16 protein-coding genes are annotated in these 18879 nt (G+C 33.3%); 8 read left to right on the forward strand and 8 right to left on the reverse strand.

The annotated features are described in order from the left end of the window. Positions 1 to 37 precede the first annotated feature (37 nt). Positions 38 to 1387 (forward strand): serine hydrolase domain-containing protein, encoded by a 1350-nt coding sequence (locus tag QLQ95_RS09240; RefSeq protein ID WP_482503531.1) that lies wholly within the window; start codon positions 38 to 40, stop codon positions 1385 to 1387. A gap of 106 nt (positions 1388 to 1493) precedes the next feature. Here the strand turns inward: QLQ95_RS09240 and sufD are convergent, their stop codons facing one another. The 5 genes from sufD to QLQ95_RS09265 form a co-directional block, all read right to left on the reverse strand. Further along, a complete protein-coding gene (gene sufD / locus QLQ95_RS09245; protein ID WP_482503533.1) occupies positions 1494 to 2810 on the reverse strand; it encodes a Fe-S cluster assembly protein SufD in 1317 nt (438 codons plus the stop codon). Positions 2811 to 2857: 47 nt separating this feature from the next. Next, positions 2858 to 3247, reverse strand: coding sequence for a four helix bundle protein (locus QLQ95_RS09250; RefSeq protein ID WP_229353334.1), 390 nt, complete (start codon positions 3245 to 3247; stop codon positions 2858 to 2860). A gap of 87 nt (positions 3248 to 3334) precedes the next feature. Then, positions 3335 to 4081, reverse strand: coding sequence for a Fe-S cluster assembly ATPase SufC (gene sufC / locus QLQ95_RS09255; protein ID WP_008466070.1), 747 nt, complete (start codon positions 4079 to 4081; stop codon positions 3335 to 3337). Between the two features lie 120 nt (positions 4082 to 4201). Further along, complete coding sequence (gene sufB, locus QLQ95_RS09260; protein WP_111286338.1) at positions 4202 to 5650, reverse strand: Fe-S cluster assembly protein SufB; 1449 nt, start codon at positions 5648 to 5650, stop codon at positions 4202 to 4204. Positions 5651 to 5735: 85 nt separating this feature from the next. After that, the gene (locus QLQ95_RS09265) at positions 5736 to 6065 is read right to left on the reverse strand and encodes a HesB/IscA family protein (protein ID WP_068841559.1); all 330 of its coding nucleotides are present in this window, start codon (positions 6063 to 6065) and stop codon (positions 5736 to 5738) included. 318 nt (positions 6066 to 6383) lie between these two features. Between QLQ95_RS09265 and QLQ95_RS09270 the strand changes: the two genes are divergently transcribed. Both QLQ95_RS09270 and QLQ95_RS09275 read left to right on the forward strand, forming a co-directional pair. Continuing rightward, entirely contained in the window at positions 6384 to 7298 is a 915-nt protein-coding gene (locus QLQ95_RS09270) for a hypothetical protein (protein ID WP_482503536.1), read from the forward strand. 78 nt (positions 7299 to 7376) lie between these two features. After that, complete coding sequence (locus QLQ95_RS09275; protein WP_320494544.1) at positions 7377 to 8234, forward strand: MBL fold metallo-hydrolase; 858 nt, start codon at positions 7377 to 7379, stop codon at positions 8232 to 8234. An 81-nt stretch (positions 8235 to 8315) separates the two neighbouring features. On the opposite strand, the gene QLQ95_RS09280 is transcribed toward QLQ95_RS09275, so the two are convergent. Further along, positions 8316 to 10142, reverse strand: coding sequence for a T9SS type A sorting domain-containing protein (locus tag QLQ95_RS09280; RefSeq protein ID WP_320494545.1), 1827 nt, complete (start codon positions 10140 to 10142; stop codon positions 8316 to 8318). Between the two features lie 259 nt (positions 10143 to 10401). On the opposite strand from QLQ95_RS09280, the gene QLQ95_RS09285 reads away from it, so the two are divergent. The 5 genes from QLQ95_RS09285 (at position 10402) to QLQ95_RS09305 (ending at position 16273) form a co-directional block, all read left to right on the forward strand. Further along, on the forward strand, positions 10402 to 10578 hold the full coding sequence (locus QLQ95_RS09285) for a hypothetical protein (RefSeq protein ID WP_172426692.1): 177 nt from the start codon (positions 10402 to 10404) through the stop codon (positions 10576 to 10578). Between the two features lie 238 nt (positions 10579 to 10816). Then, positions 10817 to 12454, forward strand: a complete 1638-nt coding sequence (locus tag QLQ95_RS09290; RefSeq protein WP_320494548.1) for a S8 family peptidase — start codon at positions 10817 to 10819, stop codon at positions 12452 to 12454. Between the two features lie 64 nt (positions 12455 to 12518). Next, a complete protein-coding gene (locus QLQ95_RS09295) occupies positions 12519 to 14399 on the forward strand; it encodes a M1 family metallopeptidase (RefSeq protein ID WP_482503538.1) in 1881 nt (626 codons plus the stop codon). 136 nt (positions 14400 to 14535) lie between these two features. Beyond that, the gene (locus tag QLQ95_RS09300; RefSeq protein ID WP_320494551.1) at positions 14536 to 15120 is read left to right on the forward strand and encodes a Crp/Fnr family transcriptional regulator; all 585 of its coding nucleotides are present in this window, start codon (positions 14536 to 14538) and stop codon (positions 15118 to 15120) included. A 94-nt stretch (positions 15121 to 15214) separates the two neighbouring features. Then, positions 15215 to 16273 (forward strand): SDR family oxidoreductase, encoded by a 1059-nt coding sequence (locus tag QLQ95_RS09305; RefSeq protein ID WP_320494553.1) that lies wholly within the window; start codon positions 15215 to 15217, stop codon positions 16271 to 16273. A gap of 90 nt (positions 16274 to 16363) precedes the next feature. On the opposite strand, the gene QLQ95_RS09310 is transcribed toward QLQ95_RS09305, so the two are convergent. Continuing rightward, positions 16364 to 17560, reverse strand: coding sequence for a DUF418 domain-containing protein (locus QLQ95_RS09310; RefSeq protein WP_482503540.1), 1197 nt, complete (start codon positions 17558 to 17560; stop codon positions 16364 to 16366). A gap of 174 nt (positions 17561 to 17734) precedes the next feature. Then, positions 17735 to 18673, reverse strand: a complete 939-nt coding sequence (locus QLQ95_RS09315; RefSeq protein ID WP_095929615.1) for an L-threonine 3-dehydrogenase — start codon at positions 18671 to 18673, stop codon at positions 17735 to 17737. Positions 18674 to 18879: the final 206 nt, after the last annotated feature.

Here is an 18879-nt window from a genome sequence, read left to right on the forward strand (position 1 = left end):
AATTATTTATATTGCATTAAAAATAAATTAAATCATCATGAAAAAATTTCTCAAAGTACTTTTGCTTGCAGTGGTTCTTGCTTTTTTGTATTTCGGATTTACAACTTATCCAAAGCTTGATTTGATTTCAGGCTTCTCGGCCAAAAGTGTCGCATCTGGACATTTTATAGATAATCGTCCGTTGGATCTAATTGAGAAAACCGACAATGATATCGATATGATTGATCTGGCGAAAAACTCCATTGATGATGCAGGAAAATATGCTATTTCTTCTGTTTATGGATTGAAAGAAAGAAAAGCAATTTATCGTGAAGGCCTTGGAGCAACTTTGATTAATGATAATTTTGATGTTTCAAAACCATATCTACTTCCAAAGAGAACGAAATTAGAAAACAATCTTCCTTTTCCATACGGAAATAATGAGCCAAAAGACACTGCATTTTCTGATGTAGATTATTCGAAATTGAAAAAAGCTGTCGATAATGCTTTTGACAAAACAGGCGGAAGAATCAAAAGAACTCGTGCTGTTGTGGTTTTGTATAAAGATAGATTGATTGCCGAAAAATACGATACAGGTTTTAATAAAGACAGTAAAATTTTAGGCTGGTCAATGACAAAAAGCATTACAAGTTCGGCTTTTGGAGTTTTGGCTAAACAAGGAAAAATAGATATTTACAAACCTGCTCCAGTTATAGAATGGAAAAATGATGAGCGTAAAAACATCACACTTAATGATTTGCTTCACATGAATTCTGGTTTAGAATGGGAAGAGAATTACAGTACAATCTGTGATGCTACAAAAATGCTTTTTCAGGCCGAAGATATGGGAAAAGTACAATTGGATAAACCAGCACAATTTAAACCCAATACACATTGGAATTATTCGTCAGGAACGACCAATTTATTATCTCTGATTTTAAGAAGACAATTCAAAACACAACAAGAATATCTTGATTTTTGGTACAGCGCCGTAATTGACAAAATCGGAATGAATTCTATGATTGTCGAACAAGATATGTCAGGAACTTTCGTAGGTTCATCTTACGGATGGGCAACGCCAAGAGATTGGTCAAAATTTGGATTATTATATCTGCACAAAGGAAACTGGAATGGTGAGCAAATTCTAGACGAAAGCTGGGTAAAATACACCGTAACTCCAACAAATACTTCTGATGGCAAATATGGTGCACAGTTTTGGTTAAACGCTGGAGGGAAATTTCCAGATGTTCCTAGAGATATGTTTTATTGCAGCGGTTATCAAGGTCAAATGGTAGCGATTATTCCGTCTCTGGATATGGTAATTGTGAGAATGGGAGTAAGAGAAGGTGATAAAAGTTTTGACTTTAATGGGTTTTTGAAGGAAGTTATTGCTTCGGTAAAAAAATAAAATTTAACCGCAAAGAGCGCAACGGTAAAAGCGCAAAGTTCGCAAAGTTTTGTAATAAACCTTTGCGAACTTTGCGTAACCTTTGTGTCTTTGCGGTAAAACCTGACTACAAATCAAATCCTAAATTCACGCCCAATTTCATGGCAATGATTTTAGTAATTCTTTGTTTTAATTCTGGTATTTTAATGCTTTCGATAACGGCATTTGAGAATGCGTACATCAATAAAGCCTTAGCTTCTTTTTTCGGAATTCCACGTGATTGCATGTAGAACATTGCTGTTTCATCAAGCTGTCCAACAGTACATCCGTGAGAACATTTTACATCATCTGCGAAAATCTCTAATTGTGGTTTTGCGTTGATAGTAGCTTTGTCACTCAATAAAATATTATTGCTTTTTTGGAAAGCATTTGTTTTTTGAGCTTCTTTTTCTACCAAAACCTTTCCGTTGAAAACTCCTGTCGAACGATCAGAGAAAATTCCTTTATAATCTTGGAAACTTTCGCAGTTTGGCTGCGCGTGGTTTACCAAAGTATAATGATCAACGTGTTGTTTGTCATTTAAAATAGAAATTCCGTTTAACGTACTTGTCAATCTTTCACCAAAGTGGTAAAAGTTTAAGTTGTTACGAGTTAGATTTCCACCAAATGAGAAAGTATGAACATAAGAATGACTTTCTTGTTGTTGAGAAACGTATGTATTGTCAATTAAATTCGCTTCGCTGTTGTCGTTTTGAATTTTGTAATAATCAACAATTGCACGTTTTTGAGCAAAAATCTCCGTAACAGAGTTTGTTAAAACTGGATTTTCATTCAAACTTTGGTGACGCTCAATAATTTGAACATGTGAATTTTCGCCCACAATAACCAAATTTCTTGGCTGAACCATTAAAGCAGCTTCATTTCCAGTTGAGAAATACATAATCTCAATTGGTTTATCGGCTACTTTTTTCTTCGGAATATTGATAAAAGCACCTTCAATTGCAAATGCAGTATTCAATGAAGTCAAGCTGTCATCTTTACTTGCGATTTGATTAAAGTACGTATCAATAACCATTTTATATTTTGGTTTGGTCAATGCCGATGACATCAAACAAACATCGATTCCGTCATGCGTTGTAGAAGACAAATGCGAACTGAAAACGCCATCGATAAATACCAATTTATAAGTATCAATTTCGTGTAAAAAGTATTTTTTAACTTGATTGAATTCGATTGCATTTTCCTGTTTTGGAAAAACCGTAAAGTCATTTTTTAAGATGGCATTTAGCGATGTATATTTCCAAGCTTCTTCTTTTTTGGTTGGGAAACCTTTATTTTCGAAGTTTTTTAAGGCATTTGTGCGTATGTCATGTAAATCTGAATGTACATCGACACGTTCTTCAAAAGCCATAAAAGACGATACTAATTTTTCTTTTAAATCCATTGTTCTTTTGTTTCCTTCGGTGTTTCAGGTTTCAAGTTTCATGTTGCCTATTGAAACTTATTCCCCTTGAAATCTTTTTTATTTAGGTAAGTGATAAAGTTTTTTATTTTACCGCTTAAATTTTCATAATCTTTTTTTAAAGCTTCGAATTTTTCTTCTGAAATATATTCAAAATCAAAAACTCGATACAATTGAGATCTTGTTTCTCCGGCAGAACCTTTTGCAATTGATAAAAATTGTCGAAATTCTAAATTTCCATCTCTTTCAAATCCTTCAGCAATGTTATCCATTACTGAACCCGAAGAATCTTTTATTTGATTTTTAAACCTGAGATCGGATCTTAATTCTGTTTGAACGGCAATGAGATGAATTTCTTTTGCTAATCGTCGAGCCTCTTTCCAGATTTCTAAATCTTCAAATCGAGTAATTGTTGCCATAATTTCTGTTTTAAATAATTTAAGTTTAAACTTACAAAACGTAATTCAACTTGAAACTAAAAAAAACATGAAACTTGAAACAAAAATTTAATTTTCTGCTTTGATCCAGTCGTATCCTTTTTCTTCTAATTCGTATGCTAGCTCTTTTCCTCCAGATTTTACAATTCTTCCGTTGTAAAGAACGTGAACGAAATCAGGAACGATATAATCTAACAAACGTTGGTAGTGCGTGATAACAATAATTGCGTTTTTGTCGCTTTTCAATTTGTTTACACCATTAGCCACAATTCTTAAAGCATCGATATCAAGACCCGAATCGGTTTCGTCAAGGATAGCTAATTTTGGCTCTAACATTGCCATTTGGAAAATTTCGTTTCTTTTTTTCTCTCCTCCAGAAAAACCTTCGTTTAAAGAACGAGATAAAAATTTACGATCAATTTCTAACAATTCAGATTTCTCACGAATTACTTTTAGCATTTCGTTTGCAGGCATTTCTTCCTGTCCGTTTGCTTTACGAGTTTCGTTGATTGCAGTTTTCATGAAGTTAGTTACACTAACCCCAGGAATTTCTACAGGATATTGAAAAGAAAGGAAAACACCTTTATGTGCTCTCTCTTCAGGAGCTAAATCAGCAAGATCTTCTCCGTCAAGGATAACCTCTCCATCTGTAACTTCATAATTTTCATTTCCTGCAATAACAGCAGAAAGTGTACTTTTTCCAGAACCGTTTGGTCCCATGATAGCGTGAACTTCTCCAGCTTTAACTTCTATATTAATTCCTTTAAGGATTTCTTTATCACCAATTGCGGCGTGAAGGTTTTTTATTGATAACATCTTTTTTTTGTTTAAAGTTTCAAGTTTCAAGTTCTCAGTTGTGCCGAAAAGCGAAACTTTGAAAAATCTTTTATTTTAATATGATATAAAATTCTTTTTTAATGGTTAAAAACTCGGTTCTTAACCTACAGATCCTTCTAAAGAAATCTCTAATAATTTTTGAGCTTCAACAGCAAATTCCATTGGAAGTTTATTCAATACATCTTTACTGAAACCGTTTACAATTAAGGCAATCGCTTTTTCAGTTGGTATACCTCTTTGGTTACAGTAAAATACCTGATCTTCTCCAATTTTACTTGTTGTTGCTTCGTGTTCTATTTTTGCAGATGGATTTTTACTTTCGATATAAGGAAAAGTATGTGCTCCGCAATTGTTACCCATTAACAATGAATCACATTGAGAAAAGTTTCTTGCGTTTTCTGCTCTTGGAGAAATCTGCACTAAACCACGGTAACTGTTTTGTGATTTTCCAGCCGAGATACCTTTAGAAATAATAGTCGATTTAGTATTTTTTCCTAAATGGATCATTTTTGTTCCAGTATCTGCTTGTTGGAAATTATTGGTAACAGCGATAGAATAAAATTCTCCTACCGAATTATCTCCTTTTAATACACAAGAAGGATATTTCCAAGTTACAGCAGAACCAGTTTCAACTTGTGTCCAAGAAATTTTAGCGTTTGTTTCGCATAAACCTCTTTTGGTTACAAAGTTGTAAACTCCACCTTTTCCTTCTTTATTTCCTGGGAACCAGTTTTGAACTGTAGAATATTTAATTTCAGCATCATCCAAAGCGATTAATTCAACCACAGCAGCGTGCAATTGGTTTTCGTCACGGCTTGGAGCAGTACATCCTTCAAGGTAAGAAACGTAGCTTCCTTCATCAGCAATAACCAAAGTTCTTTCGAATTGTCCAGTTCCTGCCTGATTGATTCTGAAATAAGTTGAAAGTTCCATTGGACATTTAACGCCTTTTGGAATATAACAGAAACTTCCGTCAGAGAAAACAGCTGAGTTTAATGCTGCGTAGAAGTTGTCTTTTTGAGGTACAACAGTTCCTAAATATTTTTTCACTAATTCAGGATGTTCTTTAATAGCTTCAGAAATCGGACAGAAAATAATTCCTTTTTCTGCCAAAGTTTTCTTGAAAGTTGTTGCTACAGAAACAGAATCGACAACAATATCCATAGCGACATTGTTCATCATTTTTTGTTCATCAACAGAAATTCCAAGTTTTTTATACATCTCTAATAATTCTGGATCTACATCGTCCAGCGTTTTATTAGGGTCTACTTGTTTTGGAGCTGAATAATATGAAATGGCCTGAAAATCTGGCTTTTCGTAACGAACGTTTGCCCATTCTGGTTCGATCATTTCTTTCCATGCACGGAAAGCCTCGATGCGCCATTCGGTCATCCATTCAGGTTCTTCTTTTTTAAGAGAAATAGCTCTTACAATTTCTTCGTTTAAGCCAATAGGGAAAGTCTCAGATTCTATATTGGTATAAAATCCGTACTCATATTCTTTAGTTTCCAGTTCGATCTTTAAATCGTCTTCGGTGTATTTGCTCATTATTTTTGTTATTGTCTAATGTTTTAAAGTCTAAAATTTGAAAGTCAATTGAAGTCTTTATGACTTTACAACTTTCAGCTTTTGACTAAAGAGAGAATGATTCTCCGCATCCGCAAGTTCTGCTTGCGTTCGGATTGTTGAAAACAAATCCTTTTCCGTTTAATCCGCCAGAGAATTCTAAAATTGTCCCAGCTAAATAAAGGAATGATTTTTTTTCTACAGCAATTTGTATGTCGTTGTCAACGAATATTTTGTCGTCATCTCCTTTGGTTTTGTCAAATTTTAAATCGTAAGACAAACCAGAGCATCCACCACTTTTCACGCCTACTCTTACGTAGTCGCTTGCGGCGTCAAAACCATCATCCGTCATCAGGTCGATGATTTTCTTTTTGGCAGTATCAGAAACTTTTATCATTGTTCTTAGATGTTTGTTTTTAATGAACATTTTTTGTCTGTAATGAATTTATTACAGATTTAAAACGCTAATTTTCAATGTTAAATAGAAATTATCTGCAAAGATACGACTTAAAAACCTTTTTCCATAACGGTTCACATTATTATAACAAATGTGAAAATAGATAATACTTATTTTGACAAAATCGAAATCAAAATTCGAAAAGAATTGTTTTTTGAATCGTGCTGCAAATATCGCTCCTAAATGTTAAAAAACAAGTATTTCTACTGATTATAGCCATTATTTATTCGGTACTTTTGCAGAAAATTGTGAGTAATTATGAAAAAACAACACAAAAATAAGTGGCTAAAACCCTTATTGGCAGTAATTTTTGTTTTTGGATTAGGTGCTGCAGTATTGGTTTTTAGCAGTGAATCTGATAAAATTAAGGAAGAAGTTAAAGCGGAAAGCGATAAAGCTTTAGTGGTTAATAATGAAAAAACGGAGCAGCAAAACATTTTAGATTCATTAAGTACACTTAAAGCGGCATACGATCTGGTCATTCAGGAAAATACAGCTCTGTCTAAAGAGTTGGAACTGGAACGTAAGAATGTCGAAAATTTAATGGAAATTATAAAAGTTTCGCAAAATCCGTCGGCAGATCAAATTAGAATTTACCGAAACCAGCTTTCGGGGCTAAAATCTTCATTGGATAGTAAGGTCATAGAGATTAAAAAATTAAAATCTCAGAATAAAAATTTACTGACCGAAATAGAAAGTCAGAATGTTGTCATGTACAAACAAAAGGCAGAAAATGACACTTTGATTTCTAAACAAGTGAAATTGGAATCGACTTTAAAAGATGCTTCAAAACTTTATTTAAGCAATTTTAAGGCTATCGCGCTTCGCGAAAAAAGTTCTGGAGCCGAATTGGAAACAACAAAAGCAAAGAATACGAAAAAGCTTAAAATTAGTTTCACCGTAAACGGAAATGCGGTTGCAAAAACAGGAAAAAGAGTTTTTTATGTTCAAGTTTTAGATCAAAAAAATACGGTTTTAGGAGATAACAAATTAATTGAATTTGGAAATGATAAAGCACTAGTTTATAGTTTTATTGTCAGCACCGATTTTCAAGGTAAATCTCTCAATGCTTATGGAATTTTAAATGCAGATGGGTTTAAGAAAGGAACTTATTTTGTGAATTATTTTGATAAGCAGGAAATAATGGGAAGCACTTCGATTACATTAGAATAATCTAAAAGTTTTTTAGCTTTAAATTTTAGCAAAAGGAGTTTGAATTTTCTAGCTTTGTTCTTTTAGAAAATCATTCTCATGAAACTTTACCCAATAGAATCTGGAAATTTTAAGTTAGATGGAGGCGCAATGTTTGGCGTTGTTCCTAAAACAATTTGGAATAAAACAAATCCTGCCGATGCCAATAATCTTATCGATATTGCTGCACGCTGTTTATTGATCGAAGACGGAAATCGTCTTATTTTGATCGACACAGGAATGGGAGATAAACAATCAGAAAAATTCTTCGGGTACTATTCACTTTGGGGATCACATTCTTTAGATAAATCTCTGGCAAAATATGGTTTCAATCGAGATGATATCACCGACGTTTTTATGACGCATCTTCATTTTGATCATTGCGGAGGAAGTGTACAATGGAATTCCGATAAAACAGGTTACGAGCCAGCTTTTAAAAATGCTAAATTCTGGACCAACGAAAACCATTGGGAATGGGCGACAAAACCCAACGCTAGAGAAAAAGCCTCTTTCTTGTCTGAAAATATTTTGCCAATGCAGGAAAGCGGTCAATTGAATTTTATTGAGAGACCAGAATCTGATTTTGGCTTTTCAAAAGAACTTGGCTTTGATATTTATTATGTTGACGGTCATACTGAAAAACAAATGATTCCGTACATTAAATACCAAGATAAAACAATTGTTTTTTGTGCCGATTTATTGGCTACAGCTGGGCATATTCCGCTTCCGTATGTTATGGGATACGATACAAGACCTTTGCTGACAATGCCTGAGAAATCAAAATTCTTGAATTTGGCAGCAGATAACAATCATTATTTATTTTTAGAACATGATGCGCACAATCAGATTATAACTGTGGAACATACCGAAAAAGGCGTTCGACTAAAAGATGTTTTTACCTGCGAAGAAATTCTTTAATCGAAATAAATTAGATATAAAAAATCCCGCTTTCAACATTCTGAAAACGGGATTTTTAAATCAAATTAAATTCTAAACCTATTATTCTATTATTACTTTTTTCGCAGAAGCCGTGTCTCCATTGATTAAGTATATATAATAAATTCCTTTTGGCAGTCCAGATAAATTGATTGTATAATCTGTGTTTGCATTGTTTAAAGTAAAAGATTTTACTAATTGGCCTAATGAGTTGTAAACTGTTGCTTTGTCTAGGGCAATATTGTTTATGTTTAATTCTCCTTTTGTAGGGTTTGGATATATTGCTGCTTTAGAAAATACTGAATCTTCAACGCCTAATACAGAACAATTTAGAGAATAGACTGTCGAAGCATCTTTTTTATCTGCCCATGTTGTATTAGAAAAAGTCACATCATCGACCGTAATACAAGTTAAATTAGGGTTGTTGATAAAGGTTGTATATACAAGATCGAAATTATTGTTGTTTCCGTTTTTTAAATTCAGGGACTTTAGTTCATTGTCATTACACGATATTTCGTTAATTTTTGGATTTTTAGAAATATCTAAATCTGTAATCTTATTGAAATGACAGTTTAACATGTACAATTCTGGATTAAGTAATACATCAATGCTTGTCAATTCATTGTAATGGCACATCAGCTGTTCTAATAGAATGTTTTGAGAAACATTTAAAATTGAAATTTTATTTTGGTGACAAACTAAAGAAACTAATTTTTTATTGTCTGATACATCTAAACTTGTTAGTTCGTTAATTCCGCAATTTAAATCACTTAACTCTAGATTTTTATTGATGTTTAAACTTGTCAATTTATTGCTTCCACACCATAAACTTTTCAAAGCAAGATTTTTATCTACATTCAAAGCAGTTAACAGATTGCCTCCACAGTTTATGCTTTGCAATGCTAAATTGCTGTCGATATTTAAGGAAGTTATTTTGTTGGTATTAGTAGCTAATGCAGTTAATAATGTATTTGCAGTGACATTTAAACTAGTCAATGCATTTGAGGCACAATTTAATCGAGTAAGACTAGTGTTGTTAGAAATATCTAATGCCGTTAATTTATTTTTCTGACAATCTAAATTATCTAATGCTGTATTTGTATTTAAATCTAATGCAGTTAGTTGATTAGTGCCAAGATCTAAATAAGTCAATTTTGTATTTTTTGAAAGATTGACACTTGTTAGAGAATTTCGGCTTGCAATTAAAGTTTGTAAAGAGGTAAAGTTTTCAATTCCTGTCAAGTCTGAGATAGAACTTCTTGAAACATCCAAACTAGTTACTGATGAAATGCTTGAAGTCAAAACCTTTCCATCTGCAGTACCAGAATCTATGCCTAGGTCAATCAATTTATTTTCGAAATTTATGTCTGGAATAGATGTGTATTTGTCTATGACAGAAACATTGTCAATTAAAATTTGTGAAGAAGTTGTTCCTGTAACCCAAATCATAACTCCGATATTTCTAGAGGCAGTAGCTACATAGTCAAATTCAATTTTTCTCCATTGAGAGTTTGAAGTGGTATTGTCTGTAGTACCTGTAATTTTTGTCTGCCAAATATCAGAATCTATAAGCCTTAATTCGATAGAAGTAAAAGAACCAGAGGCTAATTTATGGTATGCTGTAACTCGATAAGTTTTACCAGTTTCTACAGGAAATTTGGTGTCAGTATAAAAATAATGAAACGTGCCACTTGTGATTTCCACCTTTGCACTTGAATTTCCATTTTGAGCATCAGAATCCTGATAAAGGAGGCCATTAGAATAGCGTCCCCATTGATTTGGTTGAGAGTAAGGTGTCCAGTTTTCGAAATCTCCATTCGGAACTAAGTTTGTTTGGGCATAAAAAGAAAAATTTGCCAATAATAGCAATAAAAGTAGTTTTGTCTTCATAGAATATATTTAGAATTAGGTCGCGCAATGGTACGTCTTTTTAACTGATAATATTTACGTGAACCCGTAAACGTTATATTATTTTTTTTACACTGCTAAGTAAATAGTAAACCAAAAGTATATTTATCCATAAACACTTATTATTTTAACAAGAAAATATTTTCTATTAATATATTTTTGTAAGTTAATTTTTATATTTTAGCAAAATATAGCGGATACCGAAAAGCTAAAGAGTAGGCAAACAAAAATTTTATTAATTATGAATTTAGACGATTTTATTAAAAATGCTGATGAGTTAGGTGTTGTAGCACTTGAATCTGATCAATTGAAAGAAATTAATGGTGGAATAGGTGGGCCGGCTCCTAGAAAATATGATGTCGATCCTTTAGATTGGATTGAATATAATATACATTCTGAAGGTTGTTACTCATGTTGATTAATTTCTAACATTGAAAATCCGCTATAAAATGGCGGATTTTTTTATTGTATTTATTCAACTAGAAAATTGATGGCTAATAAAAAATAAATTTTTATGGATGAAATTTCTTTACTATTTAAATAATTAAGACTTAAAAACAACGGTAATTTCATAACACATTGTTAACAGTTAGCATTTTGTAACAAAAAAGCATAATTTAGACCCATCTTTTAACTTTACAATTATTTATAGATATATGAGTCATATAAAACCACTTAAATTATCTGCGTTTGCATTACTTGTTTTAGCAGGTTGTAATGCCACTTTACAAGCACAAACTTCAGTGCCAAAACAGCCAATTGTGGCTCCTTTAGCAGTAGTGAAAAAAGCTCCCGTTAGCGAAAATGAATTGAAGAGATGGAGTCATCTTGATTTGATAAAAGATTCTATTCCGGGAATGAGTGTAGACAGAGCTTTGACTGAATTACTGCAAGGTAAAAAAGGACAGAAAGTAATCGTAGGAATTGTAGATTCTGGTGTCGATATCGAGCACGAAGATCTTCAAGGAATGATTTGGACGAATAAAAAAGAAATTCCAGGAAACGGAATCGATGACGATAAAAACGGATTTATAGATGACGTTCACGGATGGAATTTCCTTGGAAATGCTGTTCATGAAAATCTAGAGATGACACGTATCGTGAAAAAAGCCGATGACGGTTCTCCAGAATATAAAGCAGCTTTAGCACAATATACAGAGAAGTATCAAGAAGCTCTTCAAAATAAAGGGCAAGCAGATCGTTTAATGGCTTTTCATAATACGATTAAAAAAGAGCTTAATAAAACGGATTATAAATTAGAAGATTTAAGTACAATTACTTCTGCAGATCCAAATGTTTTGGAAAGTAAAAGGGCTATGACTATGATTTTTACAAATGCAGGACCAACTTTTGATCCGGAGGCTCAATTTACAGAGTATAGCGATTATGTAGAAGAACAGTTAAAATATAATCTTAACAAAGATTATGACGGAAGAAAAATCGTAGGCGATAATCCAGAAGATATTAAAGATGCTTATTATGGAAATAATGTGGTTTTTGGTCCAGATAAAGAAAAAGCGCTTCACGGAACTCACGTAGCTGGAATTATTGCCCAAATTCGTGGTAATAATTTAGGTGGAGACGGAGTTGCTTCTCCAAATGTTGAAATTTTGACGGTTAGAGCCGTTCCAGATGGAGACGAATACGATAAAGATATTGCTTTGGCAATTCGTTATGCAGTAGACAATGGCGCTAAAGTAATCAATGGAAGTTTCGGAAAAAGTTTCTCTCCACACAAAGAGTGGGTTTACGACGCGATTAAATATGCAGCCAAAAAAGACGTTTTAATTGTGCATGCTGCAGGTAATGACGGTTACAATATCGATGAAACAAAAAACATCAATTATCCAAACGATTCTAAAGACAACGTAAAAGAATTTGCAGATAATGTAATTACAATTGGAGCGATTAATAAATCGTACGGAGAAAATGTTGTTGCTCCATTTTCAAACTTCGGAAAAATAAACGTAGACGTTTTTGCTCCAGGTGAAGAAATCTATGCAACAGTGCCAAACAACAAATACAAATACTTGCAAGGAACTTCAATGGCATCTCCAAATGCGGCGGGTGTTGCAGCATTGATTCGTTCGTACTATCCAAAATTGAAAGCAGCTCAAGTTAAAAAGATTTTAATGGACTCTGGAGTAGCGCTTCCTTCAATGGTTGTTTTGGGCGAAAGTGAGAATCCAGATGAAAAACCAGTTGCGGTTTCTTCTGCAGAATCATCAAAAACAGCAAAGATGGTAAATGCTTATAATGCGTTATTAATGGCTGAAAAGATGTCTAAAAAATAAACAATAATAAACGATTAATCCAATGGAAGGGCTAACGCTCTTCCATTTTCTATTACATATAAACATGCGAAAAATTATTTTACTTTCTTTCCTAAGCTTAGGTTTTAACTCGGCTTTTGCACAAAGCGCCCCATATTGGCAGCAGCACGCTGACTATAAAATGGAGGTTTCTATGGATGTAAAAAACTATCAGTACAAAGGAAAACAAGAATTGGTTTATACCAATAATTCTTCTGATACTTTAAAAAAAGTATTTTATCATTTATATCCAAACGCATTTCAACCAGGAAGCGAAATGGATGCGCGTCTTCATTTTATTAAAGATCCAGACGGAAGAATGGTAAACAAAGTAAAACAAGCTGACGGAAAAGAAGTAAAACAAAGCCGTATTGAAACTTTAAAACCAAATGAAGCTGGTTATTTAAAAATTACAAACTTCAAACAAGATGGTGCTGTTGCTCAAACAAGAGTTTCTGGAACGATCTTAGAAGTAACTTTAGCGAAACCAATTTTACCAAATTCTAAAACAACTTTTACCTTAGATTTTGACGGACAAGTTCCGGTTCAGATTCGTCGTTCTGGAAGAAACAATTCTGAAGGAGTAGAACTTTCTATGTCGCAATGGTATCCAAAATTAGCCGAATTTGATTTTGAAGGATGGCATGCAGATCCATACATTGCAAGAGAATTTCACGGTGTTTGGGGTAATTTTGATGTAAAAATTACAATCGATAAAGAGTACACAATTGGTGGTTCTGGATATTTGCAAGACAAAAATTCGATCGGACATGGTTATCAAGATGCTGGTGTAACGGTTACTTATCCTAAAAAAGCAAAAACACTTACTTGGCATTTTATTGCGCCAAATGTTCACGATTTTACTTGGGCTGCCGATAAAGAATATACGCACGATATTGTAAAAGGACCAAACGATGTAGATTTGCATTTCTTCTACAAAAACAACGAAAAAACAACTGCAAACTGGAAACAGTTAGAGCCGTTAATGGTTAAAGTAATGGAATATTACAACCAGAGAGTTGGAGCGTATCCATATAAGCAATACTCATTTATTCAAGGTGGAGACGGTGGAATGGAGTACGCAATGTGTACTTTAATGCTAGGAAACGGCACTCTTGAAGGAATTCTAGGAACAGCTACACACGAATTAGGGCACTCTTGGTTCCAACATATTTTGGCTTCAAACGAGTCAAAACACCCTTGGATGGACGAAGGTTTTACAACTTACATCGAAGACAGTGCTTTGAATGAATTAAAAGGAGACAAAAAGGAAGTAAATCCTTTTGTAGGAAATTATAAAGCATATTACAGTTTAGTGAATTCTGGTAAAGAACAGCCACAAACTACGCATGGAGATCGTTACGATGAAAACCGTCCGTACAGTATTTCTTCTTATATCAAAGGAAGTCTTTTCCTTTCTCAATTAGAATATATAATCGGAAAAGAAAATGTTGATGCAACTTTAAAAAGATATTTCAACGATTTCAAATTCAAACACCCAACGCCAAACGACATCAAAAGAACAGCTGAAAGAGTTTCTGGAGCTGAGTTAGATTGGTATTTGATTGATTGGACACAAACTACCAATACGATCGACTACGGAATTAAAGACGTTGCTGACAATGCAGGAAAAACAACCGTTTCTTTAGAAAGAATTGGAAGAATGCCAATGCCAATTGACTTGAAAGTGGATTATACGGACGGAACATCTGAAACATTCTACATTCCATTAAGAATGATGAATTTCATTAAACCAAATCCAAACCCGAACGAGAAAAGAACAGTTCTAGAAGACTGGGCTTGGGCACAGCAAAATTATAGTTTTACAATTGACAAAAACAAAACGGCAATCAAAAAAATCACTATCGATCCAAGCGGATTAATGGCTGATGTAAAACAAACAAATAATGTTTTTGAAGTGAAGTAAAGATTCTACATTTTCAAATAGAAAAAATCCAAAGCAGTTTCTGGCTTTGGATTTTTTTTTGCTTTATAAATTTAAAAGAGTTGTAATTTTGATACAATAGTAATCTTGTAGATTGAAATATTTAAATCAAAAAAGGATGACAGAATACGAGTTTTTAATCAAGCATTTGCAAGACCGAATAGAACTTTCTGACGAAGAGGCCAATCAATTTGTTTCTAATTTTAAAATAAAAAAGATAAAGAAACGGCAGTTTATAGTGCAGCCAGATTTTGTGGCTCAACATAGAAACTATGTGGTCGAAGGTGCTTTAAGAGCGTATGTGGTAAATGATGAAGGTCAGGAACATACGATTGCCTTTGCTATTGAAGATTGGTGGATTTCTGACTATAATAGTTACATTTATCAGCAACCAGCTACGATGTTTGTTATGGCTTTAGAAGATGCTGTTTTGCTGCAAATAGATTTCGAAACGGAAGCGAAATTAAAAGGGGCTAATCCAAAATTTGAAACTTTTTTTCGTATTACAGCAGAACGTACGGCTGCATTTTTTCAACGAAGAATTATTACAAATCTCACTTCTTCGGCAGAAGAGCGTTATGAGAAATTTATAAATCAATTCCCTTTAATCGCAAATCGGGTACCTCAATATGCTTTGGCTTCTTATTTGGGAATGACAACAGAATTTCTTTCAAAAATAAAAAACAATAAATTGAAAAAATAAACTTGAACTAGTTCAACCTTATTTCATAATCCACTTCATTTTATAGCTCTTTAGCTTGTCTGAACTTTGTAAAACAATTTTAAATACAAAGAAAATGACAGCAAATAAAAATACAGCATTGGTTGTTGGCGCAAATGGCGTTATCGGTGCAAATCTTATAGAATATCTTTTATCTACTAACAATTGGGATATTATTGGATTATCCCGAAAAGGAGGCAATGATGCGCCTAATCTGAAATACATTTCAGTTGATTTGCTGGATACTGAAAACAGTAAGAAACAATTATCTGATCTTAAAAATATTACCCATATATTTTATACCGCTTATCAAGATCGTCCGTCATGGTCTGAACTTGTTGAGCCAAATCTAAACATGCTTAAAAATGTAGTTGAGATAATTGAACCAATATCTAAAGACTTACAGCATATTAGTTTGATGCAAGGTTATAAAGTTTATGGAGCTCATTTAGGGCCATTTAAAACTCCAGCCAAAGAAACAGATGCGGGACACATGCCTCCTGAATTTAACATGGATCAGCAGCAATATTTAGAAAAAAAGAAAGAAGGAAAAAAGTGGAATTGGAGTGCAATCCGTCCATCGGTTGTTGGCGGTACAGCAATAGGAAATCCAATGAATCTGGCACTTTTGATAGCTGTTTACGCATCAATTTCTAAAGAATTAAATATTCCGCTTAGATTTCCGGGGAAGGCAGGGGCGTACGATAAACTTATGGAAATGACTGATGCAGGGCTCTTAGCTAAAGCAACTGTTTGGGCAGCTACAAATTCGCAATGTGCCAATCAGGCTTTTAATATAACAAATGGCGATCTGTTTCGTTGGACAGAACTTTGGCCAAAAATTGCTTCTTATTTTGATATTCTTGTTGCACCTCCGCTTCAAATGGAATTAAAAACAGTTATGGCTGACAAAAAGGTTTTATGGGGAAATATTCAGGGAAAATACAATTTAGAAAAACACGATTATGAAAAATTAGCCAGTTGGAACTTTGGAGATTTTGTTTTTTCGTGGGATTATGATTTTTTTGCTGATGGAACCAAAGCAAGACGTTTGGGTTTTTATGAATTTATAGATACCGAAGAAATGTTTTTTAGTCTTTTTGATCAATTGCGTCAGAAAAAAATCATACCATAAATTTTTCCTTTAGACTACTTAAAAAAAAGCCCTTAAATCTAAATTTAAGGGCTTTTCTTTTATGTTCAAGTTTATTCCAAATTTCTAATTTTAGACCATTTTTATATCAGCAGCAACCTCTGGTTGTGCTTTTTTAAAAGGAACCCATTCTCTATAACTTGCAGATCTCCATAACCATTCAATTGGGCCATAATTGTATTTTGAAAGCCACCATTTACTAATAAACAATTGAATGATAAAGATAAAAACAGCCAATAAAAAGTAAAACCAATACGGCATTGAATCTGCAATTCCGAATCCAATTCCAGAAAAAATAATACCAGCCAATATATTTTGGCTCATATAATTGGTCAATGTCATTTTTCCGCCTGCGCTAAAATAACTGAAAACTGTTTTTAATTTTCCATTGACGTATAAAAGACAGATTCCAGTCGAGATAAAAATCATTGTACTTAACACTAACCAGTAAAGTGGGTGAAAGAATTTTAATAACGGAGCTTTGTATATTATAGCAATATTAAACCCAATTCCGATAAGTATAGCAACAGCCAAACTAATGATGCACACAGATTTTAAAAGTGTCTTTAATTCTGTTAAGCGATTGAAGAAGTTTAGTTTTTGAAGCATAAATCCAAAAAGCATACAGCCCAACATTACATAATGAGCAGTAATCGCATAACCTGGAATTATAATTTGTTCGTAGAATGACGCAAGCAGATTAAATCTGAAAAAGTCAATCCAGTTTCCAGAATGATACAGTTTTAAATATTCTGGATTTGTTGCAATTGCAGGATGTTCAATTTTTAAACCATTTACATACGCCATTACAAAAGGAATTGTAAGTATAATTACGGCAGAAATAATGGCTAAGGTTTTGGCAGAACATCTGTAAAAAAGCAATAATACAAGTCCTAAAAAGGCATAATCTTTTAAAATGTCGCCAAGCCAAAAAGCAGAATTAATAAAGGCTAAAATAAATAGCAAAAACATTCGCCATGCAAAAAAAGCGACAGGATTTTTTCCTTTAGAAGCAACATTGTTAATCAAAATGGCAAATCCGTAGCCAAATAAAAGAGTTAATAATGTCCAAGATTTTGCCGCAAATAAATAGCGGTTAATAAATTGAAGAGTTTCAGAGAAAGCACTATGCTTAAGCTCTTTTTCTATACCGATGTATAGAAAATCCAGATAATTGCCAATGGCTACACCCAATATAGCCCAGCCCCGAAGAATGTCGACAATTGCAGTTCTTTTGCTCTGCTCGACAGGATGATAAGAATTTGTCATTTGATTGATGTTTTTGTTGTGATTTGATTGATGATTTTGGAATAAACTTGATTAATGTTTAACGTAATCAAATGTAGATAAATTATAGATTCAATATTTTTTCTTACAAATAAAATGTACAAAAAAACGCGTTATTTTTTAGAATAACGCGCTTTAAAATTTTATCGTTTCAGATTATGCCAAATGCTCCAGCATATCTTTAGTCATAGTTTCCAAATCAAATTTATGATTCCATCCCCAATCTTTCCTTGCTTCAGCATCGTCGATACTTGCGGGCCAGCTGTCTGCAATTTTCTGACGGAAATCTGGGTTATACGTAATTTCAAATTCAGGAATATGTTTTTTGATTTCTGCCGCAATTTCAGTGGGAGTAAAACTCATAGCAGCCAAATTGTATGAAGAATGTATTTTAATTTCTTCAGCTGGTGCTTTCATAATATTAATTGTCGCATCGATTGCATCATCCATATACATCATTGGCATTTTGGTTTCAGAAGATAAAAAGCATTCGTATTTTTTATCAGCAATAGCTTTATAAAAAATATCAACAGCATAATCTGTAGTTCCACCGCCTGGAGGGGTCGACCAGCTAATTAAACCAGGATAACGGATACTGCGAACATCAACACCATAAATATTATGATAGTATTCGCACCATCTTTCGCCTGCTTGTTTACTAATTCCGTAAACCGTAGAAGGTTCCATTACGGTATACTGAGGCGTGTTTTCTTTTGGAGTTGTTGGTCCAAAGACGGCAATACTTGAAGGCCAGAAAATTTTCTGAATCTTTTTAGCTTTAGCTAAATTCAAAACATGAAAAAGGGAGTTCATATTCAAATCCCAAGCAAAAGCTGGATTTTTCTCAGCAGTTGCCGATAAAAGTGCCGCCATTAGATATACATCAGTAATTTTATGCACTTCTACCAAATGTTCGATCTGATTAAAATCTAAAGCATTGACCACTTCAAAAGGTCCCGAATTAACAACATCAGTATTTAATTTTCGAATATCAGAAGCGATAACATTCTCGGTTCCGTATATTTTGCGCAGTTTTTGCGTCAGTTCTGTTCCAATCTGACCGCATGCGCCAATGATCAATATTTTAGGATTCATTTCATGATGATTTTTAGAGACACAAATATAACGTTTTCGCAATTACTTGCGCTTTTTTGAATAATAAATTATAAATTCAATAATTTAAAAGTTTGTTTGTTATATTATTCTCTTTTAAGAGTGTGTCTTTGTGCCTTTTTAAGAATCCCATGAAAAAGCGCTATTTTATTGAGATAATGATCAAATGATTTTTTTTAAAATTGATT

Source organism: Flavobacterium sp. B330r (genome assembly GCF_056824325.1).